Genomic DNA, 23848 nt, shown 5'->3' on the forward strand with positions numbered 1-23848 from the left:
CCGAGGTCTTCGCTAAGTTGCTCGAAGAAGACCACACCAAAGGTGTTGCGTCCGCCCCCTGATTTCGCCGTCAGTTTCGAACCACCCACCGGTCGATCTGGCACCACTCGCCCGTCACCTCCGGTGTACGCCGGCACCCTCGCCGCGCGCGTAGCGTCGACCAGCCGGGCCCACCCGCTCCGCCACCGCGGCCCGCAGCTGCCGCACCCAGGTGTCCAGCCCGGGACCGCTCAGCCCGTCCTTGCGGACCACGACGACGACCCACCCCGCCCGTCGTAGAGCCTCGCGACGCAGCCGGTCCCGCTCACGGTCCTCGGGGCTGGAGTGGTGCTCCTCGCCGTCGTACTCGATCGCGATCCGCAGCCGCGGGTAGGCCAGGTCGAGGCGGAACTGGCCCTCGGGCAGGAGCACGACCACCTGTGGCGTCGGCACCGGCAGCTGGTGGTCGACCACCAGCCGTCGCACCCACGACTCGGCGGGTGACTCGAGCAGCCCGCACGCGCTCGGGGCGAGCTCGCGCAGCTGGGTGACGCCGCGCCGGCCGGCGAAGCGGGCGGTGATCGCTCTCAAGTCCTCAGGAGTGATGCCGTGGCGGCGGGCGAACTGGTCGAGCACCGCAGCCGCCCCGAGGCGCCCGTGCAGGCAGGCGAGATCGGCCGCGGTGCGCAACGGCGTCGTCACCGGCACCCCGTCGAGCTCCATCACGTCGTCGGCGGCCAGGGAGCGCAGCGCCCCGTGCGTCCCGGTGAGCCGGGTGCGCGTGCCGCCGCGGGCCACGACCTCGAGGTGCGGCGGCACGTCGAGTGCACTCGGCTCCCAGTGGTCGACGCCGTGCATCCAGGCAGCGCTGCGGTCGCAGACCACCATGCGCGCCGGCATCACGAGCCTCGCCGCCGCGGCACGCAGCGTGGTCCCGTCGGGCACGTCGGCGTCGACGTACACGCCCCGGAGCACCCGGCGCACGCGTCCGTCCTCGCGCGCCCGCTGCAGACGGCGCTTGGTCCAGCCGAGCGCAGCGGCTTGCTCCGTGGTGGCGGGTTCGGTCAGCGGCGTGGGGCAGACGTCCATGAGCGGCACGTTGCCCGAGTCGGCGCCCCTACGAACGCCGCCGCCCCCCGGCCTGTGGACAACAGGTCGGGGGGCGGCGGGAGAGAGGTTCAGAATTGACCGGTGGATGGTTCAAGACTGACCGCTCGGCGGTTCAGAAGTGACTGCTCGGCCGTCAGATGAGGCCCAGCTCGGTGACCGCGTCGCGCTCCTCGGCGAGCTCGGCGGTGGAGGCGTCGATCTTGGCGCGGGAGAAGTCGTTGACCTCGAGGCCCTCGACGATCTTCCAGTCGCCGCCGGAGGTGGTGACGGGGAAGGAGGAGATGAGGCCCTCGGGGACGCCGTACTCACCGTTGGAGCGCACCGCCATCGAGACCCAGTCGCCCTCGGCGGAGCCGTAGAGCCAGTCGCGGGCCGCGTCGATGGTGGCGGAGGCGGCCGAGGCGGCCGAGGACGAGCCGCGGGCCTCGATGATCGCCGCGCCGCGCTTGGCGACGGTGGGGATGAAGGTGTTCTCGAGCCAGTCCTGGTCGCCCACGGTCTCGGCGGCGTTCTTGCCGGCGATCTCGGCGTTGAACAGGTCGGGGTACTGGGTCGCGGAGTGGTTGCCCCAGATCGTCATCTTGGTGATGTCGGTGACGGAGGCGCCGGTCTTGGCGGCCAGCTGCGAGATCGCGCGGTTGTGGTCGAGGCGGGTCAGCGCCGAGAACCGCTCCTGCGGGATGTCGGGGGCGTTGGTCATCGCGATGAGCGCGTTGGTGTTGGCCGGGTTGCCGGTCACGCCGATGCGCACGTCGGAGGCCGCCACCTTGTTGAGGGCCTTGCCCTGCGCGGTGAAGATCGCACCGTTGGCCGAGAGCAGGTCGCCGCGCTCCATGCCGGGGCCGCGGGGGCGGGCGCCGACGAGCAGGGCGAGGTTGACGCCGTCGAAGATCCTCTCGGCGTCGTCGCCGATCTCGACCCCGGCGAGGCCCGGGAAGGCGCAGTCGTCGAGCTCCATGACGACGCCCTCGAGCGCCTTCAGGGCGGGGGTGATCTCCAGCAGGCGCAGCTCGATGGGCTGGCCACCGGTCAGCGCGCCGCTCGCGAGACGGAACAGGAGGCTGTAGCCGATCTGACCGGCGGCGCCGGTGACGGCCACCTTCAACGGGGTAGTGCTCACGCGGATCTCCTTGCGATGGTCTGGGTGCGGCCGACGCTAGCAGCGCTGGGCGGGTGCGCGAGCATGGACCCATGCCCGTCACCCCGGCCCCCACCGTCGTACGCCGCGCGGCCGTGACCGCTGTGGCTGCCGTGACCGCTGTGGCCCTCGGGGGCTGCTCGCTGGGCCCCGGCGACAGCCCGCCCACCGGCATCGACGGGCTCGAGGTGCCCACCGCCTCGCCCGACCCCGACGACTTCGTGGCGCCCGAGGGGACCCCCGGGCCCGAGGTCGCCGGGGTCGCGACCACCCGCGTCGAGCGGCTCGACGGGCTCGAGCAGGTCGTCGACCTCCTCGCCACCGACGAGGACGGCCACACGTGGTGGTTCGGCCGCGAGGGGGAGTGGCAGGTCGGGCCCGACGTGCCGCTGGGCCTGTGGCTGCCGGCGCAGCCGCGGGTCGGCGACGGGTGGCGCCGCTCCGCGGCCGAGAGTGTCTCGGAGGAGCGGGTCACGGTGCTGGAGACCGGCGAGCAGGTGGTGCTGGAGGTCCGCTCGGACCTCGACCCCGACCTGGTGCGCCGCGAGGTCTGGCCGCAGCCCACCACAGGGTGAGGCGGCCCGTGCTTGTGTGGATCGCATGAGCCAGACCAGCACCATCACCAGCACCCCCACCGTCGTCGTCACCGGTGCCAACGGCCTCGTGGGCGCCGCCACCTGCGCCGCGCTCATCGAACGGGGCGCCCACGTGCGTGCCGTCGTACGCCGCGCGGGCACGGCCCCCGCGCTGCCCGGCGTCGAGGAGCGCGTGGGCGACTTCCACGACCCCGACCTCGCCGCGAGGCTGGTCGCGGGCGCCGACGCCGTGGTCACGACGGTGCACCCCATGGGCAGCGACCGCGAGACCCAGCACCGCATCGGGGTGGAGGGCACCTCGGTGCTCGCCCGCGCCGCGGCCGGGACCGGGGTGGAGCGCTTCGTGCACGTCTCGACGGCCGCCGTCTACGACCGCTCCCCGGGCGTCGGCGACGTCGACGAGGAGGCCGCCCTGGTCGGCGACGACGGCGGCGACTACCCGGTGACCAAGCGCGACACCGACGCGGCGATCGCGCAGGTCGAGGGACTGACCCGGGTGCTGGTGCGCCCGCCGGCGATCCTGGGCGCGGGGGACAGCTCGGTGTGGAACACCCTGCGCCCCCGGGCGATCCGCGACGACGAGTCCGCGCGTCGGGCCAACCCCGACCAGTCCTTCGCCTGGGTGCACCTCGACGACCTCGCCGCCATGATCGCCGAGGTCGCCACCGGTCGCACCGAGGCCGGCGACGACCCGGAGCAGGGCCCGGTCGCGGGCGGCTGCACGGCGGTCAACGTGGCGGGCGAGCCGGCGACGGTGCGCGACTACCACGAGACGGTGACCGGCGCGCTGGGCGTGGAGCCGCAGTGGCAGGAGGAGCCCGCGTGGACCGGCCAGGTGCGGGCCGACCGCGCACACCGGTGGGGCTGGAAGCCGAGCGTCAGCCTCGCCGCCGCCCTCGACGAGCTGGCTCGCGGCCTGGCGCGGTAGGTCAGGAGCAGGTCAGGGCCGGATCTGGGTCCGCCCGTCGTCGTCACCGGCCGGGCGCGGTGCCGGGGGCTGCTCCAGCGGGCGCCACTGGTGGGCCACGGGGTCCCACTGCCAGCCGTCCTGGATGATCGGCGCGGGCTCGGCCGCGGCGGTGGGCGCCACCGCCGCCTCACGCGCGCGCGGTGCCGGTCGCGGCACGCCCGAGCCGGGCACCGGCTCGCGGTCGTGGCCGAAGAGCATCGGGTAGGCCAGCCCCGCCACGGCCGCGCCGAGCAGCGGCGCCAGTACGAAGAGCCAGAGCTGGAGGATCGCGTCGGTGCCGGCCAGCAGTCCCGGGCCCACCGACCGGGCCGGGTTGAGCGAGCCGCCGGTGGCCGGCAGCGCGACGGCGTACGCCGCCGCCAGCGTCAGGCCGATGACGACCGGCGCCGAGCCCGGGTGCTCGTGACGGGCGTCGGTGACGGCCAGCACCACGGTCACCAGGACCGCGGTCAGCAGCATCTCGAGCAGGAACGCCGACCAGGCGGCGTAGCCGGTGCCCTGGTCGCCGAAGGAGCTCTGCGCCAGGCCGTCGCTGCCGTCGTGGCCGGCGAAGCCCTGCACCAGCCCCAGCAGCACCGCCGCGGCCGCGAGGCCGCCCGCGAGCTGGGCCGCGACGTACGCCGGCAGCTCGCGCCAGGCGAGCCGGCCGCTGAGCACCGCGGCGAGGGTGGTGGCGGGGTTGAAGTGCCCGCCCGACACGCGGCCGAAGGAGTGCACCGCCGCGGTCATCGCCAGGCCGAAGGCCAGCGCCACGGTGGTGACGGTGATGATCGCGCCGACCTCGCGGGCGTAGACGATCGCGCCGCACCCGATCAGCACCAGGACGAAGGTGCCGATCACCTCGGCCGCGACCTTCTGGGTCGTGGTGGGGACGGTGCCGGTGGAGGTGGACGTGGCGCCGAGATCGCTCATGGGCCAGAGAGTAGTGGTGCGGCACCGCCCCCGGGGGCGTTGCCGGGTGGACGCCCGGCTGCGAGGGTGGGGACGGATCGCGCGGTGCGCGGTCAGGTATCTTGACGTCAAGAAATCACTTGCACTCGAACGCCGAGGAGTCGCCCCGCACCATGGCCACCATCATCTACACCCACACGGACGAGGCGCCCCTGCTGGCGACCTACTCCTTCCTGCCGATCATCCAGGCGTACGCCGCCAAGGCGGGCGTCGAGGTCGAGACCCGCGACATCTCGCTGGCCGGCCGCATCCTCGCGCAGTTCCCCGAGCGCCTCACCGAGGAGCAGCGCATCGGTGACCACCTCGCCGAGCTCGGCGAGCTGGCCACCAAGCCCGAGGCCAACATCATCAAGCTGCCCAACATCTCCGCCTCCACCCCGCAGCTCAAGGCCGCGATCAAGGAGCTGCAGGAGAAGGGCTACGACCTGCCGGCCTACCCCGAGAACCCGCAGAGCGACGAGGAGAAGGAAGCCCGCGCCAAGTACGACAAGGTCAAGGGCTCCGCGGTCAACCCGGTCCTGCGCGAGGGCAACTCCGACCGCCGCGCGCCCGCCGCGGTCAAGGGCTACGCCAAGAAGTACCCCCACCGCATGGGCGAGTGGAAGAGCGACTCCAAGACCGCCGTGGCCACCATGGACGGCGGCGACTTCCGCTCCAACGAGCAGTCGGTCGTCATGGAGTCCGCCGACACCCTCTCGATCGTGCACGTCGGCGTCGACGGCACCGAGACCGTGCTCAAGGACGCGCTGCCCGTCGAGGCCGGCGAGGTCGTCGACTCGACGTTCATGAGCGTCGCCGCGCTGCGCCGCTTCCTGACCGAGCAGATCGCCCGCGCCAAGGCCGAGGACGTGCTGTTCTCGGTGCACCTGAAGGCCACGATGATGAAGGTCTCCGACCCGATCGTCTTCGGCCACGCCGTGCAGGCCTTCTTCCCCACCCTCTTCGAGCAGTACGGCGAGCAGCTGGCCGCGGCGGGCATCTCGCCCAACGACGGCCTCGGCGGCCTGATGTCCTCGCTCGACCAGCTGGCCGACGGCGAGGCGATCAAGGCCGCCGTCGAGCAGGGCCTGGCCGAGGGCCCGCGGATGGCGATGGTCGACGACCGCAAGGGCATCACCAACCTGCACGTGCCCTCCGACGTCATCATCGACGCCTCGATGCCGGCGATGATCCGCATCGGCGGCCACATGTGGGGCCCCGACGGCCAGGAGGACGACTGCCTCGCGGTCATCCCCGACTCCTCCTACGCCGGCGTCTACGCCGCGGTGATCCAGGACTGCAAGGCCAACGGCGCCTACGACCCCGCGACCATGGGCTCGGTGCCCAACGTGGGCCTGATGGCGCGCAAGGCCGAGGAGTACGGCTCGCACGACAAGACCTTCGAGATCCCCGCCGCCGGCACCGTCGTGGTGCGCAACGGTGCGGGGGAGACCCTGACCTCCCACGAGGTCGAGCCCGGTGACATCTGGCGCGCCTGCCAGACCAAGGACGAGCCGATCCGCGACTGGGTCAAGCTCGCCGTGACCCGGGCCCGCGCCAGCGGCTCGCCGGCCGTCTTCTGGCTCGACGAGACCCGCGCCCACGACGCGAACCTGATCAAGAAGGTCCACGCCTACCTCCCCGAGCACGACACCGAGGGCCTGACCATCGAGATCATGGCCCCGGCCGAGGCGACGACGTACTCCGTCGAGCGCATCCGCAAGGGCGAGGACACCATCTCGGTGACCGGCAACGTGCTGCGCGACTACAACACCGACCTGTTCCCGATCCTCGAGGTCGGCACGTCGGCGAAGATGCTCTCGATCGTGCCGCTGATGAACGGCGGCGGCCTCTTCGAGACCGGCGCCGGCGGCTCGGCGCCCAAGCACGTGCAGCAGCTCATCGAGGAGAACTACCTGCGCTGGGACAGCCTGGGCGAGTTCTTCGCGCTGGCCGCCTCCTTCGAGCACCTCGCGGGGTACGCCGACAACCGCGGCGCCCAGGTCCTGGCCGACACCCTGGACGCCGCGACCGCGACGTTCCTGGAGGAGGACAAGTCCCCGACCCGCAAGATCGGCGGCATCGACAACCGCGGCTCGCACTTCTACCTGGCCATGTACTGGGCCCAGGAGCTGGCGAAGCAGACCGTCGACGCCGACCTGGCCGCGGTCTTCGCGCCGCTGGCCGAGAAGCTCGCCGCCGAGGAGGAGACGATCGTCTCCGAGCTCAACGGCGTGCAGGGCAGCCCGGCCGACATCGGTGGCTACTACCAGCCGGTCGACGAGAAGGCCGACAAGGTGATGCGTCCCTCGAGCACCCTGAACGAGGCGCTCGCCTCGCTCTGACGCCCACCCGCAGCACCTCGCACGAGCCCCGGACCGCCACGGTCCGGGGCTCGTCGTGGAATAGCGGTAAACCTGCCCGGTGTTGGACGATGGTGACCTGCCCTCCCTCGTCCCGGAAGTGCCCTGCATGACGACTCTCGCCCCGGCCGCGCCCGCCGCCCAGCCGGTGACCCGCGCCCGCTTCGTGATGGCCGTGGTGGCCCTGGCCACCGGTGGTTTCGCGATCGGCACCACCGAGTTCGTCACGATGGGGCTGCTGCCCCAGATCGCGGGCGGCATCGGGGTCACGATCCCGCAGGCGGGCCACCTGATCTCCGCCTACGCCCTGGGCGTGGTGGTCGGTGCGCCGACCCTCGCGGCGCTGGGCGCGCGGCTGCCCCGCCGCGCGCTGCTGGTGTGGCTGATGGTCGCCTACGCCGTGCTCAACCTGCTCTCCGCGGCGGTCTCGCACTACGGCCTCCTGGCCTTCGTGCGGTTCCTCGACGGGCTGCCGCACGGCGCCTACTTCGGGGTCTCGGCGCTGGTGGCCTCCAGCATGGTCAGCCCCGAGCGCCGCGGCCGCGCCCTGGCCCTGGTGATGATGGGCATCCCGGTGGCCAACCTCGCCGGCGTCCCCGCCGCCACCCTGCTCGGCCAGGCCTACGGCTGGCGCGCAGCGTACGTCGCCGTCGGGCTGGTCTCGGTGCTCACCGTCGTGATGATCCTGCTCTTCGTGCCCAGCACCCCGGGCGACGCCACCGCCACCGGCCGGCGCGAGCTCGCGGCGCTGCGCCACCCCCAGCTCTGGTACGCCGTCGGGGCCGGTGCGATCGGATTCGGCGGCCTCTTCGCGCTGGTCTCCTACATCGCCCCGATCACCACCGACGTGGGCGGTCTGCCGGAGTCGGCGGTCGCGGTCTTCCTGCTGGTCCTCGGCGCCGGCATGGTCGTGGGCAACGTGGTGGCCGGGCGCCTGGTCGACTGGTCGGTCGAGAAGTCCCTGCGCGGTGCCGCCGTGGGCCTGGCGCTCGCGCTGGTGCTCTACTTCGTGCTCGCCCCCACCGGCTGGTGGGCGGTGCTGGCCGGCTTCCTGGTCACCGTCATCGGCTCGGTGCTGGCGCTGGGCTTCATGGCCCGCCTGATGGACGCCGCCGAGCACGCCCAGACCCTGGGCGCGGCGATGAGCCACGCCAGCCTCAACATCGGCAACGCCCTGGGCGCCTGGCTGGGCGGCCTGGTGATCGCGGCCGGCTACGGGCTGCGCGCACCGCTGGTGGTGGGCGCCGCGCTCGCGCTCGCCGGCCTCGGCGTGCTCGTGGTCGCGCGCCGGGCCCACCTGCTCGAGGACTGAGCCCCGCCCGTCGGGCCCGGCGGCCGGTCGGGGAGAATGGGGCGCATGGCAGCCACCACCCAGCCCGAGGTGTCCGTGCCGGCAGCACCGCCCTCGGGGGCCCGTCCGCGTGTGCTCTCGGGCATCCAGCCGACGGCCGACTCCTTCCACTTCGGCAACTACCTCGGCGCGCTGCGCCAGTGGGTGGGGCTCCAGCACGACCACCAGCCGTTCTTCTTCATCGCCGACCTGCACGCGATCACCGTCGAGCAGGACCCCAAGGTGCTGCGCGAGCGGACCCTGCGCGCGGCGGCCCAGCTGCTGGCCATGGGCATCGACCCGGAGCGCTCGGCGATCTTCGTGCAGAGCCAGGTCCCGGCCCATGCCCAGCTCGGCTGGGTGCTGCAGTGCCTGACCGGCTTCGGCGAGGCGCGCCGGATGACCCAGTTCAAGGACAAGTCGGCCAAGGGCGGTGAGGGTGCGGCCAGCGTCGGGCTCTTCACCTACCCGGTCCTCCAGGCCGCCGACATCCTGCTCTACCGGCCCCACTTCGTGCCGGTCGGCGAGGACCAGCGCCAGCACCTCGAGCTGACCCGCGACCTCGCGCAGCGCTTCAACCACCGCTACAAGAAGACCTTCCGGCTGCCCGAGCCCTACATCCTCAAGGCCACCGCGAAGATCGCGGACCTCCAGGAGCCCACGGCGAAGATGTCGAAGTCGGCCTCCTCGGCGGCCGGCATCATCGACCTGCTCGACCAGCCGTCGGTGAGCGCCAAGAAGATCCGCTCGGCCGTCACCGACTCCGACGGCGAGATCCGCTTCGACCGCGAGGAGAAGCCGGGCGTCAGCAACCTGCTGACGATCTACTCGGCGCTGACCGGCGAGGGCGTGGCCGACCTCGTCGAGCAGTACGCCGGGCGCGGCTACGGCGACCTGAAGAAGGACCTCGCCGAGGTGGTGGTCGACGTCGTGACGCCGTTCCGCGACAAGACCCTCGAGCTGCTCGACGACCAGGCCCACCTCAGCGACGTGCTGCGCCGCGGGGCGGAGCAGGCCGGCGAGGTCGCCGAGGCCACGCTGCGCGACGTCTACCAGCGTGTCGGGTTCGTGGCGCCGACGCGTCACCCGTGACCGCTAGGGTCGCCGACGTGGTCACGATCGGAGTCGCCGTCGCCATCCCCGAGCCGTGGGGCAGCCAGCTGCAGGACTACCGCACCCGGATCGGCGACACCACCGCCACCCAGATCCCGACCCACATCACCCTGGTACCGCCCACCGAGGTCGAGGCCGACGCCGTGGCCGACGTCGAGGCCCACCTCGCGCAGGCCGCCGCCGGCGTCGACCCCTTCGCCGTGCACCTGCGGGGCACCGGCACCTTCCGGCCCGTCTCCCCGGTCGTCTTCGTGGCCGTGGCCGAGGGCATCGCCGGCTGCGAGCAGCTGGCCGGGGCCGTGCGCCGCGGGCCGCTCGACGTCGACCTGGCCTTCCCCTACCACCCGCACGTGACGGTCGCGCACGAGCTGGAGGACAGCGTCCTCGACGAGGTCTTCGAGGACCTGGCCCGCTTCGAGTGCCGCTTCGACGTCGACCACTTCCACCTCTACGTCCACGACCAGCAGCGCGGGTGGCGCCCGACCCGCGAGTTCGCGCTCGCCGGGCCCGCCCGCCCCGTCGAGCGCGAGGAGTGAGCGTGGCCTCGGTCAAGGAACGCCTGGCGGAGGTCCGTGAGCGCCGCCCCCTCGTCGACCACCTGGTGCGGATGCAGGAGCACTACGGCGAGGCCCGGGCCAGCCAGCACGCCGGCGCGATCACCTACTTCGCGTTCCTCTCCTTCTTCCCCATCCTCGCGCTCTCCTTCTTCGTGGTCGGCCTGGTCTCCGACGTCTGGCCCGACGCCAACCAGACCCTCACCGAGGCGATCACCTCACTCTTCCCGGGCATCATCGGCACGGGTCCGGACGACCTGCAGCTCAAGGACTTCCGCACCTTCTCCGGCCTCGCCGGAGTGCTCGGCTTCGCGGGCGTCCTGTACGCCGGGCTCGGCTGGATCTCGGCGTTGCGGCTCGCCCTCTTCGCGGTCTTCGAGCCGCCGGAGCAGGCGATCCCCAACTTCGTGATGGGCAAGCTGCGCGACCTGGTGACCCTGGCGGTGATCGGCCTGACCCTGCTGGTCGCGGTGGCCCTCACCGGGCTGGTGGCCTCGTTCTCCACCGAGATCCTGGGCTGGATCGGGCTCGACGAGGAGCTGGCCTGGCTGGTCAAGCTGCTGACCATCGCTCTCGGCTTCGCGGCCAACGGGCTGCTCTTCTTCACCATGTTCCGCCTGCTCGGCGAGCCGCAGGCACCGCGGATCTCCCTGGTCAAGGCCTCGCTGCTGGGCGCGGTGCTCTTCGAGGTGCTCAAGCAGGCCTCCGGCTACCTGATCGCCTCCACGCAGGGCCAGCCGGCCTTCCAGGCCTTCGGCATCGCGCTGGTGCTGGTGGTGTGGATCAACTACTTCAGCCGCGTGGTCCTGTACGCCGCCGCCTTCGCCCACACCTCGCCCGAGGCGCGGGCGCTGCGGCCCGACGACGAGCCGGCGCCCGTCCAGGGCCCGGCGCTGCCCAGCGGGCCGGACGCGATGGCCGTGCTGGTCGCCAGCGCGGCCCCGGCGGAGCCGGAGCGAGGGTCCCGGCCGGGGCTGCTGCAGCGGCTGCGGGCCCGCGGGAGGGGCTGAGGATGCGGTTCGAGCGCAAGCACGGCTGGTTCCTGCTCGGCGTCGCGGCCTGGGGCTACTACAGCTGGACCATGTTCGCGAGGAACCTCTGGAACGCCTGGTCGGCGGGGGAGGAGCGCGCCGGGGGCTACTGGGTGGCCCACACCGCGCTGATCGTCGTCAACGTGGCGCTCGCCGTGGTCTTCACCGTCTGGGGGCTGCGGGTGCTGCGCGCGGTCCGGGACGCCGAACGCCCCGCCTCCCCGGCCGAAGAGGCCGGGCAGACGGGGCGTCAGGAGTAGCGCTGCTGCTCAGTACCCGGCGCGCAGGGCGTCGCGCAGGTCCTTGTTGAGCTGCGAGATCACGTCGAGCGGGATCTCCTTGGGGCAGGCGCTGGCGCACTCGCCGATGTTGGTGCAGCCGCCGAAGCCCTCGGCGTCGTGCTGGGCGACCATCCCGGCCACGCGGCTCATCCGCTCCGGCTGGCCCTGCGGCAGCTCGCCGAGGTGGGTGATCTTGGCGCCGAGGAACAGCGAGGCCGAGCCGTTGGGGCAGGCGGCGACGCAGGCGCCGCAGCCGATGCAGGTGGCCACGTTGAAGGCACGCATGGCCTTGTCGCGCGGCGCCGGCACCGAGTTGGCCTCGGGGGCCGAGCCGGTGTTGACCGAGACGTAGCCGCCGGACTGGATGATCCGGTCGAAGGCGGAGCGGTCGACGATCAGGTCCTTGACGACCGGGAACGCACCCGCGCGCCACGGCTCGATCGTGATCGTCTGGCCGTCGGAGAACGAGCGCATGTGCAGCTGGCAGGTCGTGGTGACCTCCGGGCCGTGCGCCTGGCCGTTGATCATCAGGTCGCAGGAGCCGCAGATGCCCTCACGACAGTCGTGGTCGAAGGCCACCGGCTCCTCGCCGCGCTCGTTGAGCTGCTCGTTGAGCGTGTCGAGCATCTCCAGGAACGACATGTCCTCCGAGATGCCCTCGACGGCGTACGACTGCATCGCGCCGGACGACTGGGCGTCCTTCTGACGCCAGATCTTGAGAGTGAGGTTCACTTGTAGCTCCGCTGCTTCATCTCGATGGCGGTGTAGATCAGGTCTTCCTTGTGCAGCACGGGCAGACCGCCCTCGCCGCCGAACTCCCAGGCCGCGACGTAGGCGAACTCCTCGTCGTGGCGCAGCGCCTCGCCGTCCTCGGTCTGCGACTCCGCGCGGAAGTGGCCGCCGCAGGACTCGCGACGGTTGAGGGCGTCGATGCACATCAGCTCGCCGAGCTCGATGAAGTCGATGACGCGACCGGCCTTCTCGAGGCTCTGGTTGAGGGAGTCGGCGGTCCCGAGCACCTTCAGGTTGGTCCAGAACTCCGCCTTGAGCTCGCGGATCATGTCGATGGCCTTGCGCAGGCCGTCCTCGGAGCGCTCCATGCCGCAGTACTCCCACATGATGTTGCCGAGCTCCTTGTGGAAGGAGTCGGCCGAGCGGGAGCCGCCGATGGAGAGGAACTTGTCGATGCGCTCCTCGACCGAGGTGCGTGCCTCGACCACGGCCGGGTGCGACTCGTCGATCTGCTCGAAGGGACCGTCGGCGAGGTAGTCGCGGATGGTGTTCGGCAGCACGAAGTAGCCGTCGGCCAGGCCCTGCATCAGCGCCGAGGCGCCGAGGCGGTTGGCGCCGTGGTCGGAGAAGTTGGCCTCGCCGGTCACGAAGAGACCCGGGATGTTGGACTGCAGGTCGTAGTCGACCCACAGCCCGCCCATGACGTAGTGCACGGCGGGGTAGATCCGCATCGGGACCTGGTAGGGGTTCTCACCCGTGATCCGCTCGTACATGTCGAAGAGGTTGTCGTACTTCTCGCGCACCGCGTCCTCGCCCAGACGCGCGATCGCGTCGGCGAAGTCGAGGTAGACGCCGCGACGGAAGTCGCCGACCATCGGGCCGACGCCGCGACCCTCGTCGCACATGTTCTTGGCCTGGCGCGAGGCGATGTCGCGGGGCACCAGGTTGCCGAACGAGGGGTAGATCCGCTCCAGGTAGTAGTCGCGGTCCTCCTCGGGGATGTCGCGCGGGTCCTTGGTGCAGTCCTCCTTGTTCTTCGGCACCCAGATGCGGCCGTCGTTGCGCAGCGACTCCGACATCAGCGTCAGCTTCGACTGGTGGTCGCCGGAGACCGGGATGCACGTGGGGTGGATCTGCGTGTAGCAGGGGTTGGCCATGTAGGCGCCCTTGCGGTGCGCGCGCCACGACGCGGTGACGTTGGAGCCCATCGCGTTGGTGGAGAGGTAGAAGACGTTGCCGTAGCCGCCGGAGGCCAGCACGACCACGTCGGCCAGGTGGGTCTCGATCTCGCCGGTGACCAGGTCGCGGGCGATGATGCCGCGCGCCTTGCCGTCGACGACGATGACCTCGAGCATCTCGTGGCGGGTGTACTGGGTGACCGTGCCGGCCGCGACCTGGCGCTCCATGGCCTGGTAGGCGCCGATCAGCAGCTGCTGACCGGTCTGGCCACGAGCGTAGAAGGTGCGCGAGACCTGCACGCCGCCGAAGGAGCGGTTGTCGAGCAGGCCGGCGTAGTCGCGGGCGAAGGGGACGCCCTGCGCGACGCACTGGTCGATGATGTTGGCGCTGACCTCGGCCAGGCGGTAGACGTTCGACTCGCGCGAGCGGTAGTCGCCGCCCTTGACCGTGTCGTAGAAGAGGCGGTAGGTGGAGTCGCCGTCCTCCTTGTAGTTCTTGGCCGCGTTGATGCCGCCCTGGGCAGCGATCGAGTGCGCCCGGCGCGGGGAGTCCTGGTAGCAGAAGGACTTCACGTTGTAGCCGGCCTCGCCGAGCGTGGCCGCGGCCGAGCCGCCGGCCAGGCCGGTGCCGACGATGATCACGTCGAGCTTGCGGCGGTTGGCCGGGTTGACCAGCCGGTTCTCCATCTTGCGGGTGGTCCAGCGGTCCTTGATCAGACCGGTGGGGGCCTTGGCGTCGACCAGCTTCTCGGGCGCCGGCGTGTAGTAGCCGTGGGCGTCGTCGGAGCGCTGCTCGGGGGGACCGTTGAGCTCGGTCAGGCCGCTGACGTCTGCGGTGGATGCCATGAGTCGATCTCCCTTAGTCGATGACGCCGAAGAGCGTGAAGAGCGGGACCAGCGAGAAGCCGCCGGCGATCACCACGGCCAGCACCCAGCCGAGGGTGCGGGCGCGGGTGCGCGCGGCGGCGGTGCTGGTCCAGCCGAGGGTCTGGGCGGCGCTGAAGGTGCCGTGGTGCAGGTGCAGGCCGAGCGCGACCATCGCGGCGAGGTAGATGAGCGTCATCCACCACAGGCCGAAGGTGTCGACCATCAGCTGGTAGGGGTTGTTGGTCTCCCCACCGGTCGGGTTGACCTTCACGATCGTGAAGTTCAGCAGGTGCCACACGAGGAACAGCAGCAGCGTCAGCCCGCCCCAGCGCATGGTGCGCGAGGAGATCGAGGAGTGCTTGTACTTGTTCACCTCGTACTGCACGGGTCGGGCGGCCTTGGCGCGCTTCCACAGCGTCACCGCCGCGTAGACGTGCACCACCAGCGCGATGATCAGCGCCGAGCGGAACAGCCACAGGAAGCCCGCGTAAGGGAGCATCGGCTCACCGAGCTCGCGCAGGTGCTCGGCGTACTCGTTGAAGGCGCTCTCCCCGGAGAACGCCTTGAGGTTGCCGTACATGTGCAGGAGTACGTAGAGGATGAACAGCGCTCCGCTGCCGGCCATCAGGATCTTGAGGGTGATCGTCGAGCGCGAAGCGCGCGCTCCTCTGACGAGAGTCGAGGTTGCCACGTCGGTCACCGTACCTCCCGGCGCGGAGCCGTCAGGCCCCCGGGAGTGTGACAAATACCCCTCTGTGGCTTGCGCAGGGAATAAGTGAGGGTACCCTAACCGGCCCTCACGACGCACGTCGTCCGGCGCAGCAGCGCCTCCAGCTCGTCGACGGCCACCGCCCAGGTGCGCTCGAGCGCCACCTCCCGGCCCCGCTCGCCGAGGAGGGCGCGTCGGGGGTCGCCGGCCACAGCCGCCACCGCCCGCGCCAGCGCGTGCGCGTCGCCGGGCTCGTGCAGCAGCCCGGTCTCGAGGTGGCGCACCACCTCGCGGGCACCGCCGGCCCGAGGCCCCACCACCGGTACGCCGCTGGCGCCCGCCTCGCGCAGCACGTGCGAGCAGGTCTCGTGCTCGCCGGGGTGGACCACCACGTCGGTGCTGGCCAGCGCCACGGCCAGGTCGCCGCTGCCCAGGACCCCGGTGAAGCGGGCGCCCGGCAGCCGCGACTGGAGCCACTCGCGCTGCGGGCCCTCGCCGACGACGACCGGGCGGATGCCCGGCACCTGCGCCAGCGCCGCCAGCCGGCGTACGCCGTGGCGCTTGTGGAGGCTGCCCACGAACCCGACCACCACCAGCGGGCCGTCCTTCGACGACGCACGTGACCAGTGCCGGTGCAGCCACTCGTCGCGCAGGGCGGGGGTGAAGGCGTCGGTGTCGACCCCGGGCAGCCAGGTGGTGGTGCGCACCCCCAGCGCCTCGAGGTGCGCCGACATCCACCTAGCGGTGACGACCACGGCGTCGGCGCGCTCGGCGACCCGGGTGCGCCAGTAGTCCCACGCCAGGTCGGGCACCGGCTGCTGCTGCAGCACCACGCTGCGCACCCCCGTCGCCCGGCAGTGCTTGAGCGCCTTGCGTCCCAGGCCGCCGGGCGTCGTGGCGGGGCTGGTCGCCACCACCACGTCGGGCCGGAAGGCCTCGACGGCGGCGCGCACCTGCGCCCCGGGCTGGGCCAGCGGGCTGATCCGCACCACCGCGCTCCCGCGGTAGCACCCCAGCCCCGGCGCCGGCGCCACGAACCGCACCTCGTGACCGCGGTCGATCAGCCCGTCGGCCAGCGCCTTGACGGTCGTGGTGGTCGCGTCGCTCGCCGGGAAGAAGGTCTCGGTCACCAGCAGGATCCGCATGGCGCCACCCTGGCCCCGCTCCCTGGCCCCGGGGTCACACGTCGGTGACAGCCCGGCGAACGGCGCGTGTCATCGACGCTGACCCGGCCCAAATCTCACGCTGACCCGGCTTGAATCTCGCGCTGACCCGGCTTGAATCTCGCGCTGACCCGGCCTGGATCTCACCGCGGAGAAGTTCGTGCCGGCTCGACAAGAGATATGGGCCGGGTCAGCGCGAAGTTCGGGCCGGGTCGGGGACGCCCACGCGGAAAACATCACACTCTGTGGCCGACGCCACGCTCGGCTCCTAGGGTTCGCTGCATGACCTCACCCGAAGGCGCCGTGGAGGGCGGACTCGACGAGCCCACCGGCCTGGAACCGGAGCAGGGCTCGCTCGAGCTGCTCGGACCCGACGACGACTGGCAGCCGGCCGACTGGGAGAAGGCGACGGCGGCGGTGCTGCGCAAGTCGCGCCGGATGCGCGAGGAGGACCCCGACTCGCTGGTCTGGGAGAAGCTGACGCGCACCACCCTCGACGACATCCCGGTCACCCCGCTCGGCACCGCCTCGCTGCTCGACGACCTGCTCACCGCGGGCCGGCCGGCGCGGGCCGGCGACTGGGACGTGCGGGCCCACCTGGCCGCCGGGCCGGCGAAGGCCGGCAACGAGGCGCTGCTGGTCGACCTGGAGGGCGGCGTCACCTCGGTCTGGGTGGAGGCCGACGCCGACGCTGACCTGGCGGTGCTGCCCGAGGGCGTGCTGATCGACCTCGCGCCCGTCGTGCTGGACGCGCCCACCGCCCCGGTGGCGGTGGCCGAGGCCTTCCTGGCCCACGCCGGCGACACCGACCTCGCGGCCGGCACCAACCTCGGCGTCAGCGCCACCGCGCCGGCCGACGACCTGGTCGCGGTCGCGCGGCTGGCCGCCGAGCGCGGCGTGCTCGGCGTCGTCGTCGACGGCACCCGCGTGCACGACCGCGGCGCCTCCGACGCCCAGGAGCTCGGCTGGGCGATGGCCGCCGGGGCCCGGGCGCTGCGGGTGCTGACCGAGGCCGGCATGGGCGTCGACGACGCCGCCGGCCTCGTCGAGCTGCGCCTCGCGGTGACCGACGAGCAGTTCGCCTCGATCGCCAAGCTCCGCGCGGCGCGCCGGCTCTGGGCCCGGGTGCTCGAGCTCAGCGGCGCCACGCCCGGCGTCGTCGCCCAGCGGCTGCACGCGGTCACGAGCCGGCCGATGATGAGCCGCTACGACCCCTGGGTGAACATGCTGCGCACCACCGTGGCCGCCTTCGCCGCCGGTGTCGGCGGCGCCGACTCCGTCACCGTGCTGCCCTTCGACGCCCCGCTCGGTCGTCCCGACGCGTTCGGTCGCCGGATCGCGCGCAACACCTCCCACCTGCTCATCGACGAGGCCCACGTCGCCCATGTCGCCGACCCGGCCGGCGGCTCGTACGCCGTCGAGAAGCTCACCGACGACCTGGCCGTCGCCGCGTGGGAGGTGCTGGGCCGCCTCGACACCCCCGAGGGCCCCGACGAGACGGCGCTGGAGGAGATGGTGGCGCGCACCGTCGAGCGCCGCGACCAGCAGGTCGCCACCCGTGAGCGCCCGCTGACCGGCCTGACCGAGTTCCCGAACCTCGCCGAGGAGCTGCCCGAGCGCGAGCCGTACGACGGCTGGTCGGGCGTGCGCTCCTACGGCCAGGCCTTCGAGGCGATGCGGGACGAGCCCCCGGCCGCCCGCGTGCTGCTGGCCACCCTGGGTCCGGTCGCCGCGCACACCGCCCGCGCCACCTTCGCCACCAACCTGCTGGCCGCCGGCGGGGTGGGCGTCGACGTGGCCGGCCCGACCGAGGGGCCCGACGACCTCGTGGCCGCCCACGACGGCCACACCGTGGTCTGCCTCGCCGGCGCCGACGCGGCGTACGACGAGTGGGGCCAGGGCGCCGCCGAGGCGCTGCGCGCCGCGGGCGCCACGCACGTGGTGGTCGCCGGCAAGCCGCGCGAGTGGGCCGACGACTCCTGCGCGATGGGCGTCGACGCCCTCGCCTTCCTGACCCGCACCCGAGAGGCGCTGGCATGAGCATCCCGAAGTCCTTCCGCGGCCTGCCCCTGGTCGGCGACGGCCCCGCGCCGTCGACCGGCACCCCGGCCCACGACCTGTGGACCGCCCCCGAGGGCATCCAGATCAAGACGTCGTACGGGCCCGAGGACGTCGAGGGCCTCGACGCGCTCGACACGCTGCCGGGCCTGAGCCCGTTCCTGCGCGGGCCCTACCCGACGATGTACACGACCCAGCCGTGGACGGTGCGCCAGTACGCCGGCTTCTCCACCGCCGAGGAGTCCAACGCGTTCTACCGGCGCAACCTCGCGGCCGGCCAGAAGGGCCTGTCGGTCGCCTTCGACCTGGCCACCCACCGCGGCTACGACTCCGACCACCCGCGGGTGCGCGGCGACGTCGGCATGGCCGGCGTGGCGATCGACTCGATCTACGACGCCCGCACCCTCTTCGACGGCATCCCGCTGGACCAGATGTCGGTGTCGATGACCATGAACGGCGCCGTGCTGCCGGTGCTGGCGCTCTACATCGCGGCGGCCGAGGAGCAGGGGGTGAAGCCGGAGCAGCTCGCGGGGACGATCCAGAACGACATCCTCAAGGAGTTCATGGTCCGCAACACCTACATCTACCCGCCGGCGCCGTCGATGCGGATCATCTCCGACATCTTCAGCTACACCTCGGCGAAGATGCCGCGCTTCAACTCGATCTCGATCTCCGGCTACCACATCCAGGAGGCCGGGGCGACGAACGACCTGGAGCTGGCCTACACGCTGGCCGACGGCGTCGAGTACATCCGCGCGGGCCTCGAGACCGGGATGACGATCGACCAGTTCGCCCCGCGCCTGTCGTTCTTCTGGGCGATCGGGATGAACTTCTACATGGAGGTCGCCAAGATGCGCGCGGCCCGGGCGCTGTGGGCGCGGCTGGTGCGCCAGTTCGACCCGCAGAACCCCAAGTCGCTCTCGCTGCGCACGCACTCGCAGACCTCCGGCTGGAGCCTGACCGCGCAGGACGTCTTCAACAACGTCCAGCGCACCTGCATCGAGGCGATGGCCTCCACCCAGGGCCACACCCAGTCGCTGCACACCAACGCCCTCGACGAGGCGATCGCGCTGCCGACCGACTTCTCGGCGCGCATCGCCCGCAACACCCAGCTGCTGCTGCAGCAGGAGAGCGGCACCACCGGCACCATCGACCCGTGGGCCGGCTCCTACTACGTCGAGCGCCTCACCCACGACCTCGCCGAGCGCGCCTGGGCGCACATCCAGGAGGCCGAGAAGGCCGGCGGCATGGCCAAGGCGATCGAGCAGGGCATCCCGAAGATGCGCATCGAGGAGGCGGCCGCCCGCACCCAGGCCCGCCTCGACTCGGGCGCGCAGAAGCTGATCGGCGTCAACACCTACCGCCTGGCCGCCGAGGACAAGCTCGACGTGCTGCGCGTCGACAACGACGACGTCTACCGCCAGCAGGTCGCCAAGCTCGAGCGCCTGCGCGCCGAGCGCGACGACGACGAGGTGCGGCGCACGCTGGAGGCGCTGACCCGCTCGGCCGAGCAGGGCCCCAGCAAGGGCTCGCTCGACGGCAACCTGCTCGCGCTGGCCGTCGACGCGGCGCGCGCGAAGGCCACCGTCGGGGAGATCTCCGACGCGCTGGAGAAGGTGTACGGCCGCCACCAGGCCGTGATCCGTACGATCAGCGGCGTGTTCCGCGACGAGTCCGCCAGCGCCGGCGAGGGCGGCAGCCTGGTCACCCAGGTGCTCGAGGCCACCGAGGAGTTCGAGGAGGCCGAGGGGCGCCGCCCGCGCATCCTGGTCGCGAAGATGGGCCAGGACGGCCACGACCGCGGCCAGAAGGTGATCGTCTCCGCCTTCGCCGACATGGGCTTCGACGTCGACGTGGGGCCGCTGTTCTCCACGCCCGAGGAGGTCGCCCAGCAGGCCGTCGACGCCGACGTGCACATCGTCGGCGTCAGTTCGCTGGCCGCCGGCCACCTCACGCTGCTCCCGGCGCTGCGCGCGGCGCTGGCCGAGCAGGGCCGCCCCGACATCATGGTCGTCATCGGCGGGGTGATCCCGCCCGACGACGTGCCGACGCTGCGCGAGATGGGGGCCGCCGAGGTGTTCCTGCCCGGCACCGTCATCGCCGAGTCGGCGCTGTCGCTGCTGGCGGGGCTCCGCGAGCAGCTCGGGCACTAGGTCGCAGGTGCAGGGGCCAGAGGCGCAGGACCGCGTCGCCACGCTCGTCGCCGGCATCCGCGAGGGCCGTCGGGCGGCGGTGTCGCAGGCGATCACCCTGGTGGAGTCCTCGCGCCCGCAGCACCGGCTGCAGGCACGCGAGCTGCTGACGGCGCTTGCCGAGGAGTCCGGCGGCGCCGACGTGGTGCGGGTGGGCATCTCGGGCGTGCCCGGCGTCGGCAAGTCGACCTTCATCGAGGCGCTCGGCACCCGGCTGACCGCGGCCGGGCACCGCGTGGGCGTGCTCGCCGTCGACCCCTCCAGCGTGCGCACCGGCGGGTCGGTGCTCGGCGACAAGACCCGGATGGGCCGCCTGGCCACCGACCCCGACGCGTTCATCAGGCCCTCGCCCTCGGCCGGCACCCTGGGCGGCGTCGCCCGCGCCACGGTGCAGGCGATGGCGGTCCTCGAGGCGGCCGGGTACGACGTCGTGCTCGTCGAGACCGTCGGCGTGGGCCAGTCGGAGGTGACCGTGGCCGGGATGGTCGACACCTTCCTCTTCCTCACCCTGGCCCGCACCGGCGACCAGCTGCAGGGCATCAAGAAGGGCATCCTCGAGATCGCCGACGTGATCGCGGTCAACAAGGCCGACGGCGACCGCGAGCAGGAGGCGCGCGCCGCGGCCCGCGACCTCGCCGGCGCGCTGCGGATGGTGCGGGGCAAGGGGGAGTGGGCCCCGCCGGTGGTGACCTGCTCCGGCCTGCACGACGTCGACGTCGACGACGTCTGGTCGCGCGTGCTCGCCCACCGCGAGCACCTCGGCGCCGACGGGTTGGGCGCGAAGCGCGCCGAGCAGCAGCTGGAGTTCACCTGGGCGATGGTGCGCGACGAGCTCGACCAGCGCCTGCGGCTCTCGCCAGGGGTGCGCGAGGTCCGCGACGCGATCCGCACGGCCGTGCTGGCCGGAGAGCTGCCCGCCACCGTCGCCGCCGACCGGCTGCTGGCGGCGTACGACGCCGACCCGAGGTAGCCCCCTTGGCCCGTTCGGGTGGGCGGGAAATGATCACGATGGGGCATGCGCGTCGCGCCGCCGGAGAGCGACAGTCAAGGACTGTCTCTTTACCTGGAGGTCGTCGTGCTTCTCATCCGCCGCTGCGCTGCTGTTGCCGGCGCGGCCTCGGTCACCGCCTGCGCGCTGGTGGCCGGTTCGTTGCTGTCCCCGGTCGCGGCCGGGACCTCCGCGGGCGACCCGCCCGCGACCCGTCCGGTGGTGCACGGACTCACGACCCCGCTCAGCCTCGCGCTGGGGGAGGGCGGCACGGTCTACGTGTCGCAGAACTTCGCCGGCCAGCTGATGCGTCGCCTGCCCGGCAAGAAGGCGCAGGTGATCGCCTCGGTGGCCCGCGGCGGTGAGATCGGCGCCGTCTCGGTCCACGACCAGGAAGTGACCTACGCGGTGTCGCGCGGTCACAACGAGGTCGGCAAGATCCGTCGGATCGATGCGGAGGGCCGTGACCGGGGCGTGGCCGACCTGGGCAAGTACGAGCGCAGGAACAACCCGGACGCCGACGTGTCCTACGGCTTCCAGGGCATCACGAAGCGCTGTGCGGCGAAGCTCCCCAAGCACGTCGGACCCGCCACCCACTCCGGTGTGGTCGAGACCCACCCGTACGCGACGACGTCTGCGGCGGGGGTGACCTACGTGGCCGACGCAGGCGCCAACGCGGTGCTGGCCATCACAGGTCGCACCGTGTCGACCGTGGCGGTCCTCCCGCCGGCGGTCAGCGAGATCACCCGCGCCAGGGCCAAGTCGATCGGGCTGCCCCGGTGCACGGTCGGGCTGGACTACCACTTCGAGGCCGTGCCGACCGACGTGGAGATCGGCCCCGAGGGTCAGCTGTACGTCTCGTCCCTGCCCGGCGGACCCGAGGACGGCAGCGTCGGCAGGCTCGGCTCGGTGTACGTGGTGGACCCCGTCACCGGTGACACGGACCGGGTGGCGAAGGGTCTCGTGTCCGCGACCGGTCTCGCTGTCGACGACGAGGGCACCATCTACGTCGCCGAGCTCTTCAGGAACCGGATCTCGCGGGTCATGGCGGGATCGCCCAAGGCCGAGACCTGGCGCGAGGTGGTGATGCCCGGCGACGTCGAGCTCTCCGGAGGGCGGCTGTGGGCCACGACGGACGTTCTGGTGGGAGGACCGAGCCAGAAGCCCGGCGGCAAGGTGCGCAGCTTCCCGCTGCCCTGACGCCGGGCCGGGCCCACTAACCTGGGCCCGATGTCCAGCGACGCACGCCTCGACGCACGCCTCCACGACCTCGTCCGCGACGAGGTGGAGGCGGGCGCCGACGCGCTCGTGGCGCTGCGCCGCGACCTGCACGCCCACCCCGAGCTGTCGTGGCACGAGACCCGCACCACCACGGTGGTCGCCGAGCGGCTCGAGGCGCTGGGCTGGCGGGTCGAGCGGCTGGCCGGCTCCGGCCTGGTGGCCGACCTGGGCGAGCGCGACGCGCGCCCCGTGGTGGGGCTGCGCGCCGACATCGACGCGCTGCCGGTGCAGGAGACGACCGGCGACCCGTGGACCAGCACGGTGCCGGGGGTGGCCCACGCCTGCGGCCACGACGTGCACACCACCGCGCTCGTCGGCGCCGCCGCGGCGCTGGCCCGCCTGCACGCCGAGGGCCTGCTGCCCGGGCGGGTGCGGCTGTTCTTCCAGCCCGCCGAGGAGGTGATGCCCGGGGGAGCGCTGCGCCTGATCGGGCTCGGCCTGCTCGACGGGGTCGACCGGGTCTTCGCGCTGCACTGCGACCCGGGCGTCGACGTGGGCCAGGTCGGCCTGCGCCTGGGCCCGATGACCAGCGCCGCCGACCAGGTCGACGTGCGCCTCGAGGGCACCGGCGGGCACACCTCGCGCCCGCACCTGACCGGCGACCTGACCTTCGCCCTGGCCAAGGTCACCACCGAGCTGCCCGCGATCCTCTCGCGCCGCTTCGACCCCCGCGCCGGCGTCTCGGTCGTGTGGGGGCGCATCGAGGCCGGCCGCGCCCCGAACGTGATCCCCGAGCGGGGGCTGCTCTCCGGCACGGTGCGCATCCTCGACGCGATCGCCTGGGCCGACGCGGAGAAGCTGGTGCGCGAGCTGGTGCACGAGATCGTGCGCCCCTACGGCGTCACCGCCCACGTCGACTACGTGCGCGGCGTCCCGCCGGTGGTCAACGAGCCGGTCTCCCACGCGGTCCTGGCCGAGGCGGTGGCCTCCGTCCTCGGGCCCGAGGGCCGGGTCCTGGCCCCGCAGAGCCTCGGCGGCGAGGACTTCGGCTGGTACGTCGACGAGGTCCCCGGCGCGATGATGCGCCTGGGCACCCGCACGCCCGGGGGAGCGACGTACGACCTGCACCAGGGCGACCTGCGCGTCGACGAGCGCGCCATCGGCCTCGGCGCGCGGCTGCTGGCCGAGGCCGCCGCGCGGGCCCTGCGGCTGCCGGGCAAGCACGCTTCTCGCCAAGCCTGAGAGGCGGCTTTCGGCGGAGGTTGCCGGGCAGGTCACCGGGAGGTAACAACCCAGAGAAATTAGGGCCGTCACCACCCCCGTGCGGGTGCGCCGGCCCTAAGGT

At 72.5% G+C, this 23848-nt stretch carries 20 protein-coding genes; 13 read left to right on the plus strand and 7 right to left on the minus strand.

Annotated features, from left to right (window positions below):
• Positions 1-114 precede the first annotated feature (114 nt).
• On the minus strand, positions 115-1068 hold the full coding sequence (locus tag OCU29_RS19175; protein WP_261821180.1) for a type IV toxin-antitoxin system AbiEi family antitoxin domain-containing protein: 954 nt from the start codon (positions 1066-1068) through the stop codon (positions 115-117).
• A gap of 154 nt (positions 1069-1222) precedes the next feature.
• On the minus strand, positions 1223-2209 hold the full coding sequence (locus tag OCU29_RS19180) for a malate dehydrogenase (protein WP_261821181.1): 987 nt from the start codon (positions 2207-2209) through the stop codon (positions 1223-1225).
• A gap of 71 nt (positions 2210-2280) precedes the next feature.
• On the opposite strand from OCU29_RS19180, the gene OCU29_RS19185 reads away from it, so the two are divergent.
• Together OCU29_RS19185 and OCU29_RS19190 are read left to right on the plus strand one after the other, a co-directional pair.
• Positions 2281-2802, plus strand: coding sequence for a hypothetical protein (locus OCU29_RS19185; protein WP_261821182.1), 522 nt, complete (start codon positions 2281-2283; stop codon positions 2800-2802).
• Between the two features lie 25 nt (positions 2803-2827).
• Positions 2828-3751, plus strand: a complete 924-nt coding sequence (locus OCU29_RS19190; protein ID WP_261821183.1) for an NAD(P)-dependent oxidoreductase — start codon at positions 2828-2830, stop codon at positions 3749-3751.
• A 12-nt stretch (positions 3752-3763) separates the two neighbouring features.
• Here OCU29_RS19190 and OCU29_RS19195 read toward each other — a convergent pair whose 3' ends face one another.
• A complete protein-coding gene (locus OCU29_RS19195) occupies positions 3764-4705 on the minus strand; it encodes an aquaporin (protein ID WP_261821184.1) in 942 nt (313 codons plus the stop codon).
• A gap of 152 nt (positions 4706-4857) precedes the next feature.
• Between OCU29_RS19195 and OCU29_RS19200 the strand changes: the two genes are divergently transcribed.
• The 6 genes from OCU29_RS19200 (at position 4858) to OCU29_RS19225 (ending at position 11374) form a co-directional block, all read left to right on the plus strand.
• On the plus strand, positions 4858-7068 hold the full coding sequence (locus OCU29_RS19200) for an NADP-dependent isocitrate dehydrogenase (protein WP_261821243.1): 2211 nt from the start codon (positions 4858-4860) through the stop codon (positions 7066-7068).
• A 127-nt stretch (positions 7069-7195) separates the two neighbouring features.
• Positions 7196-8398 (plus strand): MFS transporter, encoded by a 1203-nt coding sequence (locus tag OCU29_RS19205; RefSeq protein WP_261821185.1) that lies wholly within the window; start codon positions 7196-7198, stop codon positions 8396-8398.
• Between the two features lie 45 nt (positions 8399-8443).
• On the plus strand, positions 8444-9508 hold the full coding sequence (trpS, locus tag OCU29_RS19210; protein ID WP_261821186.1) for a tryptophan--tRNA ligase: 1065 nt from the start codon (positions 8444-8446) through the stop codon (positions 9506-9508).
• 17 nt (positions 9509-9525) lie between these two features.
• The gene (locus OCU29_RS19215; RefSeq protein ID WP_261821187.1) at positions 9526-10065 is read left to right on the plus strand and encodes a 2'-5' RNA ligase family protein; all 540 of its coding nucleotides are present in this window, start codon (positions 9526-9528) and stop codon (positions 10063-10065) included.
• Between the two features lie 2 nt (positions 10066-10067).
• Entirely contained in the window at positions 10068-11093 is a 1026-nt protein-coding gene (locus tag OCU29_RS19220; protein WP_261821188.1) for a YihY/virulence factor BrkB family protein, read from the plus strand.
• Positions 11094-11095: 2 nt separating this feature from the next.
• Complete coding sequence (locus OCU29_RS19225) at positions 11096-11374, plus strand: SCO4848 family membrane protein (protein WP_179614041.1); 279 nt, start codon at positions 11096-11098, stop codon at positions 11372-11374.
• Positions 11375-11383: 9 nt separating this feature from the next.
• Here OCU29_RS19225 and OCU29_RS19230 read toward each other — a convergent pair whose 3' ends face one another.
• From OCU29_RS19230 to OCU29_RS19245, 4 genes are all read right to left on the minus strand, one after another.
• The gene (locus OCU29_RS19230; RefSeq protein ID WP_179614040.1) at positions 11384-12127 is read right to left on the minus strand and encodes a succinate dehydrogenase/fumarate reductase iron-sulfur subunit; all 744 of its coding nucleotides are present in this window, start codon (positions 12125-12127) and stop codon (positions 11384-11386) included.
• The gene (locus tag OCU29_RS19235) at positions 12124-14151 is read right to left on the minus strand and encodes a fumarate reductase/succinate dehydrogenase flavoprotein subunit (RefSeq protein WP_179614039.1); all 2028 of its coding nucleotides are present in this window, start codon (positions 14149-14151) and stop codon (positions 12124-12126) included. Before OCU29_RS19235 ends, OCU29_RS19230 begins: the two co-directional genes overlap by 4 nt.
• Before the next feature lie 13 nt (positions 14152-14164).
• Positions 14165-14863 (minus strand): succinate dehydrogenase cytochrome b subunit, encoded by a 699-nt coding sequence (locus OCU29_RS19240; protein WP_179614038.1) that lies wholly within the window; start codon positions 14861-14863, stop codon positions 14165-14167.
• 95 nt (positions 14864-14958) lie between these two features.
• Entirely contained in the window at positions 14959-16026 is a 1068-nt protein-coding gene (locus OCU29_RS19245; protein WP_261821189.1) for a glycosyltransferase, read from the minus strand.
• A gap of 300 nt (positions 16027-16326) precedes the next feature.
• On the opposite strand from OCU29_RS19245, the gene OCU29_RS19250 reads away from it, so the two are divergent.
• The 5 genes from OCU29_RS19250 to OCU29_RS19270 all read left to right on the plus strand — a co-directional run bounded on the left by OCU29_RS19250 (position 16327) and on the right by OCU29_RS19270 (position 23745).
• Complete coding sequence (locus OCU29_RS19250) at positions 16327-18084, plus strand: methylmalonyl-CoA mutase family protein (RefSeq protein WP_261821190.1); 1758 nt, start codon at positions 16327-16329, stop codon at positions 18082-18084.
• Positions 18081-20255 (plus strand): methylmalonyl-CoA mutase, encoded by a 2175-nt coding sequence (gene scpA, locus OCU29_RS19255; RefSeq protein WP_261821191.1) that lies wholly within the window; start codon positions 18081-18083, stop codon positions 20253-20255. Before OCU29_RS19250 ends, scpA begins: the two co-directional genes overlap by 4 nt.
• 7 nt (positions 20256-20262) lie before the next feature.
• On the plus strand, positions 20263-21264 hold the full coding sequence (gene meaB / locus OCU29_RS19260; RefSeq protein WP_261821192.1) for a methylmalonyl Co-A mutase-associated GTPase MeaB: 1002 nt from the start codon (positions 20263-20265) through the stop codon (positions 21262-21264).
• 105 nt (positions 21265-21369) lie between these two features.
• On the plus strand, positions 21370-22482 hold the full coding sequence (locus OCU29_RS19265) for a ScyD/ScyE family protein (RefSeq protein WP_261821193.1): 1113 nt from the start codon (positions 21370-21372) through the stop codon (positions 22480-22482).
• A gap of 30 nt (positions 22483-22512) precedes the next feature.
• Entirely contained in the window at positions 22513-23745 is a 1233-nt protein-coding gene (locus tag OCU29_RS19270) for an amidohydrolase (RefSeq protein ID WP_261821194.1), read from the plus strand.
• Positions 23746-23848 lie beyond the last annotated feature (103 nt).

This window comes from Nocardioides sp. OK12, from assembly GCF_024341885.1.
GTDB lineage: Bacteria > Actinomycetota > Actinomycetes > Propionibacteriales > Nocardioidaceae > Nocardioides > Nocardioides marinisabuli.